This is a genomic window from Porphyromonas pogonae, assembly GCF_036320655.1.
In the GTDB taxonomy this organism is placed as follows: domain Bacteria; phylum Bacteroidota; class Bacteroidia; order Bacteroidales; family Porphyromonadaceae; genus Porphyromonas; species Porphyromonas pogonae.
In genome coordinates this window covers 1019207-1031622 of sequence record NZ_CP143258.1, presented here as the reverse complement: position 1 = coordinate 1031622, position 12416 = coordinate 1019207, and the positions used below count along the sequence as shown (strand labels likewise).

10 protein-coding genes and 1 riboswitch are annotated in these 12416 nt (G+C 42.8%); of the genes, 5 read left to right on the top strand and 5 right to left on the bottom strand.

All coding sequences use genetic code 11. From position 1 onward, the window contains the following. Window positions 1–52: 52 nt before the first annotated feature. Both VYJ22_RS03910 and VYJ22_RS03905 read left to right on the top strand, forming a co-directional pair. Window positions 53–1588 (top strand): MBOAT family O-acyltransferase, encoded by a 1536-nt coding sequence (locus tag VYJ22_RS03910; RefSeq protein WP_407989319.1) that lies wholly within the window; start codon window positions 53–55, stop codon window positions 1586–1588. A gap of 196 nt (window positions 1589–1784) precedes the next feature. Next, window positions 1785–2006: riboswitch (cobalamin riboswitch) on the top strand. A gap of 59 nt (window positions 2007–2065) precedes the next feature. Beyond that, a complete protein-coding gene (locus VYJ22_RS03905) occupies window positions 2066–4123 on the top strand; it encodes a TonB-dependent receptor plug domain-containing protein (RefSeq protein WP_329905169.1) in 2058 nt (685 codons plus the stop codon). A gap of 93 nt (window positions 4124–4216) precedes the next feature. Here VYJ22_RS03905 and ybaK read toward each other — a convergent pair whose 3' ends face one another. Further along, complete coding sequence (gene ybaK, locus VYJ22_RS03900) at window positions 4217–4702, bottom strand: Cys-tRNA(Pro) deacylase (protein WP_329905168.1); 486 nt, start codon at window positions 4700–4702, stop codon at window positions 4217–4219. 318 nt (window positions 4703–5020) lie between these two features. Here ybaK and VYJ22_RS03895 point away from each other — a divergent pair, with 318 nt between their 5' ends. The 3 genes from VYJ22_RS03895 to VYJ22_RS03885 all read left to right on the top strand — a co-directional run bounded on the left by VYJ22_RS03895 (window position 5021) and on the right by VYJ22_RS03885 (window position 9072). Next, window positions 5021–5680, top strand: a complete 660-nt coding sequence (locus VYJ22_RS03895) for a hypothetical protein (RefSeq protein WP_329905167.1) — start codon at window positions 5021–5023, stop codon at window positions 5678–5680. Window positions 5681–6708: 1028 nt separating this feature from the next. Then, window positions 6709–8058, top strand: coding sequence for an IS4 family transposase (locus VYJ22_RS03890; RefSeq protein WP_329905166.1), 1350 nt, complete (start codon window positions 6709–6711; stop codon window positions 8056–8058). Window positions 8059–8265: 207 nt separating this feature from the next. Further along, complete coding sequence (locus VYJ22_RS03885) at window positions 8266–9072, top strand: glycoside hydrolase family 16 protein (protein WP_407989315.1); 807 nt, start codon at window positions 8266–8268, stop codon at window positions 9070–9072. 224 nt (window positions 9073–9296) lie between these two features. Here the strand turns inward: VYJ22_RS03885 and secG are convergent, their stop codons facing one another. Genes secG through VYJ22_RS03865 form a run of 4 tightly spaced genes read right to left on the bottom strand, consistent with a single transcriptional unit; the run spans window position 9297 to window position 12312 of the window. Next, a complete protein-coding gene (gene secG / locus VYJ22_RS03880; protein ID WP_329905164.1) occupies window positions 9297–9695 on the bottom strand; it encodes a preprotein translocase subunit SecG in 399 nt (132 codons plus the stop codon). A 15-nt stretch (window positions 9696–9710) separates the two neighbouring features. Next, complete coding sequence (locus VYJ22_RS03875; RefSeq protein ID WP_329905163.1) at window positions 9711–10493, bottom strand: tetratricopeptide repeat protein; 783 nt, start codon at window positions 10491–10493, stop codon at window positions 9711–9713. Window positions 10494–10499: 6 nt separating this feature from the next. Further along, window positions 10500–11036, bottom strand: coding sequence for an LPS assembly lipoprotein LptE (gene lptE, locus VYJ22_RS03870; protein ID WP_329905162.1), 537 nt, complete (start codon window positions 11034–11036; stop codon window positions 10500–10502). Beyond that, a complete protein-coding gene (locus VYJ22_RS03865) occupies window positions 11020–12312 on the bottom strand; it encodes a sigma-54 interaction domain-containing protein (protein WP_329905161.1) in 1293 nt (430 codons plus the stop codon). The genes lptE and VYJ22_RS03865 overlap by 17 nt, the downstream gene beginning before the upstream one ends. Between the last annotated feature and the right edge of the window lie 104 nt (window positions 12313–12416).

Here is a 12416-nt window from a genome sequence, read left to right as displayed (position 1 = left end):
GTTTGACTATCTTTGTCAGTCAATTCAGACGGCGGCAACTTAAAGTATATATATGACATTTTTAGAGAACCTCGATTGGTCAAAGCTTGTACAAATATTGAATTACGACAGCCAATCGCCTATGCTTTTTTCAAGCGGATTATTTTTCGCACTTTTTATCCTGTTTTTCCCCATTTACATCCTCATGCGCCGGTGTAAATCACTGCGCATCATTTATGTTACCCTATTTTCCCTCTACTTCTATTTCAAGAGTAGCGGTGTTTTTGTATTACTACTTATCCTCGCTGCTACAAGTGACTTCATTATAGGAAAAACTATGAGCCGCACTGAAAGCAAGCGTCGGATGAAAGCGCTTGCCACCTTGAGTGTCTTTATCAATTTGGGGATATTATCTTATTTCAAATATTTCAATTACCTTGCTGACGTAGGTATCGACCTTCTGCATCATATGGGTGTATGGTTCCTCATTCCCCAGCTTGAGAGTATCCCCCCCGTTCATGCCGATATTTTCCTGCCGGTGGGCATCTCATTCTACACTTTCCAGACCATGAGTTATATCATCGATATATACAGAGGTCGTATCAAACCGCTCAATCGTTGGATCGATTATCTCTTCTACGTATCATTCTTTCCGCAATTAGTGGCAGGTCCTATAGTGCGGGCTCATGATTTTATCCCTCAGATATACCAGAAACCACGCCTCACACGCAATGAGTTCGGCGAGGCTCTATACCTCATTATCATAGGACTTCTGAAAAAAGCTGTTATCTCTGATTACATCAGCCTTAACTTTGTAGACCGCATCTTCGATGCTCCTAATCTCTACACCGGACTTGAAAACCTGCTGGGGGTTTATGGTTACTCACTACAGATATACTGCGATTTTTCGGGATATTCTGATATGGCTATCGGTATCGCTTTACTTATGGGATTCAGGTTCAATATCAACTTCGACCTTCCTTACCAATCAGCAACGATAACGGAATTTTGGCGCAGGTGGCACATCTCGCTATCATCATGGCTCAAAGATTATCTCTACATCTCACTCGGCGGTAATCGCAAAGGGCGTATCCGCACTTACATCAACCTCATCATCACCATGCTACTCGGCGGGCTTTGGCACGGTGCAGCCACACGGTTTATCATCTGGGGTGGTCTTCACGGAGTGGGGCTTGCCGTACACAAGTTCTTCCTCTCACACTTCAAAGCATTCAAGAAGACGGGGGCTGAGATGTCTCCGCTGAGGCGTTTTATCGGTGTTATGATTACCTTCCACCTCGTAGCTTTCGGCTGGATATACTTCAGAGCGTCCTCCATGGATGTTGCAGCAAACATACTGCATCAAATATTCTACAATTTCCATGGAGAGATATTGCCTCAGTTTATATCAGGTTATCAGGGCGTATTTATCCTCATGCTGATAGGCTACGTGCTGCATTTCCTTCCCAAAAGATTTCACAACGGAGCACGTGGTATCATATCCAACTCTCCCTTTGTATTGCAATGCCTCTACCTCATGGTGGCGATATTCATTGTTTACCAAATGAAGAGTAGCGGCGTGCAACCCTTTATCTATTTCCAATTCTAATGCCGTAGGGTATCGGCTTAGTATAACCTCACCTCACATATCGCCATCCCCGACATCGTTAAGCGCTACAAAGCAGCCTTAATATCGATGTCGGGGATGGCTCGTTTTATGGTAATATCTCCGTGCAAATGCTATTTTCAAACAAACTGGACTTGAAAATTGGAGCACAATAAAAACCTATCATATAATTATTTATTGTACTTTTGCACTGTTTGGTAATGATGAGTCCATTCGGGATTCGTTGTTCAAGGGAATCCGGTTAGATACCGGAGCAGTGCCCGCTACTGTAATGCGCTTGCTTGCATCATCACGCAATCAAGGGGAGAATCTCTACAAGCCACTGTCCGCAAAACCACGGATGGGAAGGCTCTTCCGCAAAACGCTGAGTCAGGAGACCTGCCAAACCATTATGAGATATATAGAGTCGTCTCGGGACAAGACGATCAATAAAAACAAGTTTAACTCTATCATTTTTACATGGTACAAAAATTACTCTGTACACTCTGTGTGAGTGCAAGTCTTGCTTCTGCAGTTTTTGCTCAGAATGCAGAAGTGAAACATCATGCCAAGAAAGGCGACACTGATGAGGTTATCAACCTAAACACGGTGGTAGTCACGGGTACAGGCACCAAGCATTTTCTGAAAAACACACCCTCACCCGTGAAAGTATTGGGAGCTTTGGACATCAAAAGGGCAGGCATCACCAGCTTTCAGGAAGCCCTCACTATGCTCGATCCCTCCCTGTCTTTTTCCAACAACAGCATGGGATCATACCTCACGCTCAATGGTCTCAGCAATAAGTATGTGCTCATCCTTATTGACGGCAAGAAGCTCACAGGCGATACTGCCGGCAACATAGACCTCTCACGCATCAACGTAAGCAACATACGTAAGATAGAGATACTCAAGGGTGCGGGATCAGCTCTGTACGGATCTGATGCCATAGGTGGTGTGATCAATATCATCACCAACGAGCCCTCCAACCTCATTTCAGTTACATCCAACAGTAAAATAGAGACTCACAAGCAGTTTACCCAACAGCTCAATGCCGACATCACCACTGAAAAGATAGGATCGTACACCTCATTTACCCACGAACAATCCGAAGGTTGGCAACTTAGCGATGTTGATATCGACGGTAAGCCTACACCGTTCATGGCATCGGGTGGCAGCAGAAACAATATCTTCAACCAGAAGTTTACCTTCACGCCTATCAAACCCTTATCATTCTATTTGAGCGGTGGACTCTTCGATCGCACCGATGTACACGAGGGCTACCCCTACTCTATGGATTATGCAGGGCACAACATCGACTTCGGCAGCAAATATTACTGGGGACACGAGCAGTACATCTCGCTTGATATACACTCGGACAATTACAAAAGCGAGAAAACTTATCGCGAAGAGAATAAGAAAGCAAAAATCAATCCCGGGGACGTATCTCTGACCAAGAAACAACGCTATTTCTCGGGGAATCTCAAAGGAACATTCAAAACTTGGGATTGGGGACAAGCTATCTTGGGTGCAGAGTATATCCGTGAGAATCTCGAAAGACCGGATGCCAACCTCGACAAAGGAGTGTACACCATAGCGCTGTACGGGCAAGAAGAAGTATCCTTTGCCGACAAATTCAAAGCTGTATTGGGAGCACGAGCTGTGAAGCACGAGACAGCCGGATCATCATTCACACCCAAGGCCTTACTCATGTACTCTCCCGGGAAATTTAATTTCCGCGCCCAGTACTCTATAGGGTTCAGAGCTCCGGGACTCGAAGAACTGAATTATTTCCTGATCAAAGGCTCTACTTTGGTAATAGGCAATGAGAACCTCAAGCCGGAGAAAAGCAACTATGGTTCACTCAACGCAGAGTATGCCGGCAATAGCTTCAACTTCAGTGTCACGGGATACATCAATCACGTCAAAGACATGATAGCAGGAACTACCCAAATGTTGAAAAACATGACTGCAGACGAACAAAAAGCGATCAAAGAGAGAGTGGCGAAGGAATTTGGCGATGCTGCACTCAAAGCAGTAAAGAATGTGAAGCAATATGGCAACCTCGACCAAGCGTTGATCAAGGGTTTTGAAACAAACGCCTCTTATTTCTTCAACTTCGGGCTCACTTTATCCGCCAACTACTCCTATGTAAGTGCCAAAGGCAAGTCCTATGATACTAAGGCTAAAGAGTACTTGTGGACACCTCTCGAGAGAAGCATCCGCCACACCGGTACTTTCAATGCCAACTATACACACTCATGGGATCACTACAAGCTCAATGTTAATCTGTTGGGGCGTGTACAAAGCAAAAGATACTATGTATTGAGAGATGAAGACCGCTCTGCTCCGGGATTCGGGTTGTGGAACTTCGTTACCCGCCATACATTCTCAGGGTTCAAGGGTTTTATCTTAGAGCCTTCGGTAGGTGTCAATAATATACTCAATTACAAGGACGACCGCCCTTACGGTACCAACTATGCTACCATCAATCCGGGACGTACTTATTTCGCAAGCCTATTAGTGAAGTTCAGATACTAACGACCTGATTATAAGAATAGGGGGAGATTGCTACACAAATAGGCAATCTCCCCTTTACTTTTTATACGCCACTGCGGAGAGCTGTAAGATGCATCAATCTGCGATCAACTCGGTCATGGTTGCTTGAGTGTAAGAGACAAGCCTGTCAGGATCGATTCTCAACTGCAATCCCCTCACACCTGCGCTCACATAGATTTCGTCGAAATCCATACAAGTAGGATGTATGTAAGTAGGAAAGACCTTTTTCATCCCTATAGGGCAGCATCCTCCACGTATATATCCCGTTACGGCAAGCAGATCTTTCTGGGCTATCATCTCAGCCTTTTTGTTACCCGATGCTTTGGCAGCCTTCTTCAAGTCCACTTCGCTATCGCCCGGAACTACGCATACGAAGTACCCTGACTTATCGCCATGCAACACCAAAGTCTTAAATACCTGCTCCACATCCTCGCCCAGCTGCTCTGCCACATGTGAGGCAGAGAGATCTTTCTCATCCACTTCATACGGTACCAGTTCATATTTGATGTCAGCAGCATCCAACAGGCGAGCCACATTGGTTTTAGCTATTTTCTTTGCCATATCTTTATTCTCGGTATTTTCATTATTATTTACAGTAACCTCAAAATTAATCATTATCCCCCGTCAGTGCAATGCTCCCGCTATGGTAGAGAGGTGCAACATCACACTTCTCTATTCTCCTACGTGCCACATTGTTCCCTTTGTCCTAAATCATTTTTTATACTTAAATTTAAGTCTTCGAAAGAGGGACTATGAGACTATTGGAAATGAGGCTCCGCTACATAGTTGCTCAATCATCGAAAAAATTGATACTCTCTCTTATGATATTTACAAAGAAATCCATATGCCGTCTATAACCACCCAATATAACTTCATCCCATGATAAAGACTCGGCTATTTACAATAGTAACCCTGCTACTGGGTATCGCATCCATGTCTTATGCTCAAGACAGTATCCTGATCCACTACAACTCACCCGACAGGTACAATGCCATCATCAATGACCTCAACAACATCCAATACATAAGTATCGTATGCAAGGATGTCCACGCTCATGACAAAAAGTTTCGGTTTGTCATAGATGAATACCGTGAGGGCAAACTCATACTCTCCGACACCACAGCTCTCAAATGCGAGGAAGAGCTGATACCCATTGAAGTAAACGGCAGGATGGTCAATTACAAACTCTCGCTCTGCGACAAAAAGATGTTTACCCCCGGCGACAGCATCTTTCAGATTGATATTGCAGGTAAGTTAACGGACAAAACATTTAAACTCCTCATAAGATATCCGCAAATACAGGAGCAAAAAGAGTTGAAAGGTGATGCCGACTACTCACTGCGCACCATATCCTGCGACCATAACGAAAAACAACAGATCCTCGTAGGAAAACTCACGCCCGTACTCGCCTACTGCCCCCCATTTGACACAGGTCATGGTATGAATTCTTATTGTATTTTGGGCTCAGAAAATACAGCTGATTGGTACAAAAAGTTCAAGATCAAACACTACTATGTCATATCACTCGTAGTGCAGTAAAGTGATAAAAAATCCAATTTATCGCCATCATTGAGCTATTAAATAGTAAACAAAAACACCTAAATACGCCCGAAAATAGCATTACAAATACACAAAAAAGGTGTATTAGACACTATACTCTATCAATATGAAAGCTGAAAATCAGAAAAATTCATACAAAGCGGATTTTGTAAGGTAAGAAAAGGTGCGGTTAGTCTCCAAAAACTTTTAGGAATCAGAAATTCGAGAGCTAACTTACACATCAGCGAAAGTATCTCCGTACTTTAGTTAAAATGATTCCGTGTTTTAACTAAGATACGAAAACGTTTTAACTAAAATGTTTTGGTGTTTTAACTAAAATACAAAAGTGTTTTAACTAAGATACAACTCTACCTTAACTGTAACATCACCGCCATGAATGAACGATATTACGGTAAAGCTTCAACTCTGACACAAAAAATAAACGGGAGCAAAAGCGCTTTTACACTTTCACCCCCGTCATATACCCAAGGTATTACTTTTGTATGTAATCTTATATCGCTTCGCAGCTATCAAGCATCTTTCGTAGTACCGTATTTCAAATAGCCTGCTACTCTATTTACCCGGCTCTTCATCGACACTAAGAGTGTAGTTGCTGAAATCGTTGAGACATAACAACGGATACTTTGCATCTTTTCCCTATTCATTCGACAAAAATGGCACAGAGTACAGCCTATAAGAGCGATAGGTTGCACGGCAATAATCAAAAGCGATATAATAATCAAACTAAGAATCCTTAGAATAGCAAGTATCATAATCAATGGAATAAAGAGATGAGTATATTATTTAGGCATCCCCCTAAAAGGGATGTGACTGTGCAAAGATACAACATTCAGCCCCCCTTTGTCAACTAATCTATACACATATCTCAACGATTTAACATACTTTTATTCAATTTCTTGCATTGTATTCTCGTTGTTTTTTCGTATCTTTATATATGTAACTTAACATTTTCAGGCGTCATAAAAGATGCACGTATCGCTAAGCGATTATATTTCGTCTTGGCAGCAATGACACGTCGTGTGGACGGGGTCATGAACAGTTGTTTTAAGAATCATGCAGAAAGGCAGGGGGCTTATCGACTCCTAAATAATAAAAGATGGAAAATGGATCAGTTTTTGGACTGCGTTACCGCAAATAGCGCACAATGTTGCAAAGATCTTAAGCATGTGCTTTGCATTCAGGATACTACAGAGTTTACTTTTGATAATATCAGTGGCAGATTAAACCCTAATGACGAAGATTATGGGTATGGAACCAACAAGAGTTCGGAGTACAGCATCTTTGCTCATCCTTGCTTGCTCTTTGACCCTGAGACGGAAACCCCTATGGGTTATAGTTCGATTGAGTTGTATAACAGAGATCGCAAAGACGCACGCCAGAAGAAACAGCTGCGTAAAAAACTTGGATTTAATGAGAAAGAATCGTCTCGTTGGGCTGCATCGGCTAAAATGGCAAACGCGAATTTGCCAGAAAATTTACGTAAAACCATGGTGGGTGATCGTGAGAATGATATCTACACCGTCATGAGTAAGACGTTGGAAGAAGGATGTGATTTTCTGATTCGCTCCATTCACAATCGGCTTCTCGAGGGAGATTCAAAATCTAAAAAAGAACGTATCATCGAATGGTTGGATAAACAACCGGTTAGTTTCAGTTGCACATCCCAGATCACTAGGCAAAATGGGCGTAAACCTCGCAAGGCGTTGTTCGACGTCAAATATGCACCAGTCACTTTCGGCAACACAGGTAATGGTAAAGACGATGTTTCAAAGAGTATTAGCTGCCACTACGTTCATGTCAGAGAAGATGCCGGTAGCGTTCCCGAGGGTGAAAAGCCTATCGAATGGCGTTTGCTCACCTCGCACGAAGTAAAGAGTAAGGAAGATGCACTCCGGATTATACAGTGGTACAAGTATCGATGGCATATCGAAGAAGTCTTTAGATTAATGAAAACCAAAGGCTTGGGTATTACCTCTGCCCAATTAGAAAACGGTATGGCGATGAAAAAGCTTATGGCAATGGGGTTCTATGTTGTGCTAAAGTGTATGACTCTAAAGAAAAAATATGACACTGCCAATGAGAGCGTTTCATGTAATCGACTCTTTACAGAGGAAGAGTGCGAGATGCTGCATCTAGAGATGGAAATGCTACATAAAGAGTCTCCTCGATCAAAAGATGGGAATAATCCTTTTCGGGAAGATTCGTTAGCTTGGGCTTCGTGGATAATAGCCCGACTGGGATCATGGAAAGCTTATGTAAAATCTGGCGGACCTCCAGGATATAATACCATGTGCAAAGGTCTAAAGGTTTTCCATGAGCACCTCACTGTACTATCTTTCATGAAACAAAAATATTAAAAGATGTGTATAAAGATTAGCTTTGTCAAGAGGGAATTTAGATTAATTTAACCTATCAGATTAATCTAAAACCACATATACCTTACAATCATAAAGATTTTTTTCATTTTTAATGATTCAATGGGGCAAATAATCTTATTTCTGATAAGGATATTTCATTACTTTTATGTGGAGATTATACTCAATATTTATTAACTATAAAGAACTATGAATATGAAAACAATAATTGTTACCGTAGGTATTATTGCATGTACCACGCTCAGCTCATGTAATGCACAACTGTCAAACGAATTATCCACAGCAACTCCCCATTGGGAGATTACATGGCAAGATGATTTTTCAGGATCGGAACTCAATACGGCATGCTGGAGCAAGATACCACGAGGGACTTCGGACTGGAACAAACATATGAGTGACAATGACCACTGCTATGAACTCAAAGATGGCAAACTTATTCTCAAAGGCATAAAAAACACCGTGGATCCGACTGATAAGTCAAAATATCTTACAGGGGGCGTCTATACCAAAACCAAAAAGAACATCAAATACGGAAAAGTAGAAGTATGTGCCCGCTTCGAACATGCTCGCGGAGCATGGCCTGCCATATGGATGTTGCCTGAAACAGGAGAATGGCCTTTGGGGGGTGAGATAGATATCATGGAACATCTCAACCATGATAAAAAAGTATACCAAACGGTGCATTCATACTACATAGACAAGCTCTTTATGAGACTTTATCCCAAATACCATACTACTGCACCTTTCAAAGTAAATGAATACAATGTCTATGGAGTGGAAATAAGCCCTACCGAACTGAAGTTTTATGTCAATGGCTCATTGACGTTTGAATATCCAAGAATAGATACCAAGCTAAAAGGGCAATATCCCTTCGGTACCCCATTCTATTTACTTGTGGACATGCAACTGGGAGGTAGCTGGGTAGGAGCAGTCAAAGACAAAGAATTACCGGTGAATATGTATATAGACTGGGTGAAGTTCTACGAAAAGAAATAAGGAAGGCAAGTAATGCCGGCATAGAACAAGGGCTTCTAATCACTCATCTGGCAGATTACACAGAGAACTATTGCAAGACAAACAAGCCCCGAAAAAGATATGAGAAAAGGCTACAACCCAATGGGAGTAGCCTTTTCTCTTATTTGTTGTATGGTATATGTGAAAGCTCGGCTGAGAGAATTATGTGAGATAGATACAATCTCTTACTCGAGCTTGTAAATTGCTTATCGTGCAGAATCAGCAGGAGCTTTAGTCTCGGTTGCTGTCTGAGGAGTAGCGGGAGCTGTAGTTGCAGGAGCAGCTTCGTTACCAAAATTAGGAGTTGCTGCGGGAGCTTGAGTGGGAAGTACAGCTTTCTTTTCGATAGCTTGCTGATATTTTGACTCTTGTGTTTCTTTGGAAGCGTGGAGATAACGTGCAGACAAAATGCTAAGCACAACCACCAAGCCTACTAACCACCAAGTAGCTTTTTCGAGGAAATCGGTAGTCTTGCGCACACCCATGATCTGATTGCTTGAAGCGAATCCGGCAGCAAGACCGCCACCTTTTGAGTTTTGAACCATAACTACCAGAATCAACAGTACTGAAGCTAATAGAATAAGGATAGTAAGAAAAATGTACATAATTCTTTATATGTTTTATTTATTGTTATTAATCAGCTTTTCCAAAAATCTTATTTGGTCTGCAAAGTAAATATTTTTTTCCGGATAATTCAAACTAATAGAGCGAATTATTCTTAGAGCCTTGTCATATCGCTGCTGTTTGATGTAGATTTTGGCAAGAGTTTCCGTAAATAGTTCTTCTTTGAGTTCGTTTTCTTCCGTAGGTGTTTCTGTCGATGGAGTAGTTTCCTGACGGAGACTATCCTCTTGGGACATGGCAGAGGTGTTAGCCTCGAGCTCCTCTATATCAGTATTACCGGACATTTTACGCTGGGACAATGAGCCTATGAGACTAAGGGGATGTATGTCCTTGAGCACATTGAGCTCGTTCTCTGTAGAGTCTTTGGCCTCTTCATCAGAAAGCACGGCAGTGGTGCGGAAGTAATCGCCTTGCTCCAGAGCAGTCATGTAGTTGATCTCATTAGGCAAGTCGGCTCCTGCGGCACGCATCTCTCCCAAGAACTCTTCGATGAGATCAAACTTGTCCTGCTCTTCGGGCTTGTCGATATTGAAGTCATCAGCACCGCGCTTGGCCTCTACCATGCGGTAGAGTTTGCGCCTATCGGGCAGAAATATAGCCCACTTACGCAACTCTGATGTATAGCGCACATCTTCTGTGATTGCCAGATTGGTAAGGTATAGAAAAACGAAAGTGGAGCAATAGGGATAAGCCTCGACCAAAGCTTTTATCTCGGGCAGAGTCTCTGCCGAAAGCGACATAGGATCGGCAATGTATTTATATAGCTGCTCTTTATTCATGATCTCCTACCAATTCTCTACGGTAACATTGTATATCTGCTTGATCAGATCTTCAGTAATCTCTTCCAGAAGCGCATCTTGTACACTGGTAAATATGACAGAACTGTCAAACTCACGGAAAGCCGTAAATGTGCGATCCGTAAAATTTTGCTTCTCATCGGCAGCATTCTCAAAAGTAACACTTACCGTGACTGTAAACGCCGTCTTGGCTGCGTATGCATTCTCTTGAATAGCTACCGGTTTGGTATCATAGCCCACGATAGTAACATCCAGGAGCAAATCACCGTTGTTGGGTACTTGTTCGAGTTTGGTTCGCTTAGTGTATATATCCTTTAGGCCTTCTGTAAACTTAGGCGCAAAAGAGGGGTACACCATAGGTGCCTGATTCTTTACATCTGTGATGGTAATAGTCTTGATCTGTGTATAATCGATGGTACCACCATTGAATTTGTAGGATACTTTACACCCTGCAAGGACTGTAGAGAGCAGTACCACTGTGACAAGACGAAGAGCAAAGACTCCGTACTTAGATGTCCATCCCATATTCTTTAATTTTTCTGTAAAGGGTTCGTTCTGAAATTTTCAAGTCATCGGCAGCCGGCTTGCGTTTGCCATTGTGCCTTTGCAAGGCGCTTTTGATCATATTGCGCTCCACTTCCTCCAGAGAGAGTGGCTGCTCTTCAAACTCGGGATCGTCATGCTCCGATGAAGATTTGAGGGGGATTTTATTGGGCAAGTCACTTCCCGCATCAGGATTGATAACAAGAAAAGGCGCTTCTGTGGTATGAGCTGCACCGCTACCACTCTCTGCCATACCTGTTACATGCAAGTCGGTATGACGCACATGATGCTCCTTAGTATTAACGGGCAGGTGCACGTTGCCTTGCATGATATCATTGACAAGACTCTTGAGCTCAGCCATATCATGCTTCATATCGAAGAGTACCTGATAGAGTATCTCACGCTCGTTGGCAAAAGAACGCTCCTGATCTTTCTGACGGGAAAGCAGTACCGGGTGTAATGACATTTCTGACTGATCCGGCAGGTACTTTTTGAGTACTTCCGCAGTAAGGGTACGATCTTCTTCCAGAATGCTTATCCTGTCGGTAATATTTTTGAGCTCTCTTACATTGCCCGGCCAGCGGTAATGCATGAGGATTTCTTTGGCATCTTCGGTAAGTCTGAGCGGTGGCATGCGGTATCTTTCCGCACTATCGGCAGAGAACTTACGGAATAGTAGCGGCACATCGAAAGAGCGTTCTCTCAAAGGCGGCACTTCAATAGGAACTGTATTGAGCCTGAACAAGAGGTCTTCACGGAATTTACCTTTGTTCACAGCATCCTTTAGGTTTACATTTGTAGCGGCTACGATGCGTACATCAGTTTTCTGCGGATGACTTGCTCCTACGGGGATAAACTCTCCGCTCTCGAGCACTCTGAGCAAACGGGCTTGGGTAGGAAGAGGCAACTCGCCCACTTCATCAAGGAATATAGTACCCCCTGATGCTTCTTCGAAATAACCTTTACGGTCAGAAACAGCACCGGTGAAAGAACCTTTGCGATGCCCAAAGAGCTCTGAGTCTATAGTACCTTCAGGTATGGCTCCACAGTTGACAGCTATGTAAGACTGATGCTTACGAGCACTATATTGATGAATAATCTTAGGGAAATTCTCTTTCCCTACGCCACTTTCCCCGATAACGAGTACAGACATATCAGTAGGAGCAACCTGCACGGCTACCTGAATAGCTCTGTCGAGCAGAGGGCTATTACCGATAATACCAAAGCGTTGCTTGATCTGTTGAATATCTATGTTCATTGTGGCACTATTTTATTAATTCTTTAATATCCTTGAGATGTGACATTCTGTCTGTGACAAAGGTAGCGATTTTCCGTTATCTTTGTAATAAATACAATAATCTT

Excerpts from the sequence above, each read along its gene's own strand:
- VYJ22_RS03910 (WP_407989319.1), top strand. The coding sequence starts at position 53 with ATGACATTTTTAGAGAACCTCGATTGGTCAAAGCTTGTACAAATATTG.
- VYJ22_RS03905 (WP_329905169.1), top strand. The coding sequence starts at position 2,066 with ATGGTACAAAAATTACTCTGTACACTCTGTGTGAGTGCAAGTCTTGCT.
- ybaK (WP_329905168.1), bottom strand. The coding sequence starts at position 4,702 with ATGGCAAAGAAAATAGCTAAAACCAATGTGGCTCGCCTGTTGGATGCT.
- VYJ22_RS03895 (WP_329905167.1), top strand. The coding sequence starts at position 5,021 with ATGATAAAGACTCGGCTATTTACAATAGTAACCCTGCTACTGGGTATC.
- VYJ22_RS03890 (WP_329905166.1), top strand. The coding sequence starts at position 6,709 with ATGACACGTCGTGTGGACGGGGTCATGAACAGTTGTTTTAAGAATCAT.
- VYJ22_RS03885 (WP_407989315.1), top strand. The coding sequence starts at position 8,266 with ATGAATATGAAAACAATAATTGTTACCGTAGGTATTATTGCATGTACC.
- secG (WP_329905164.1), bottom strand. The coding sequence starts at position 9,695 with ATGTACATTTTTCTTACTATCCTTATTCTATTAGCTTCAGTACTGTTG.
- VYJ22_RS03875 (WP_329905163.1), bottom strand. The coding sequence starts at position 10,493 with ATGAATAAAGAGCAGCTATATAAATACATTGCCGATCCTATGTCGCTT.
- lptE (WP_329905162.1), bottom strand. The coding sequence starts at position 11,036 with ATGGGATGGACATCTAAGTACGGAGTCTTTGCTCTTCGTCTTGTCACA.
- VYJ22_RS03865 (WP_329905161.1), bottom strand. The coding sequence starts at position 12,312 with ATGAACATAGATATTCAACAGATCAAGCAACGCTTTGGTATTATCGGT.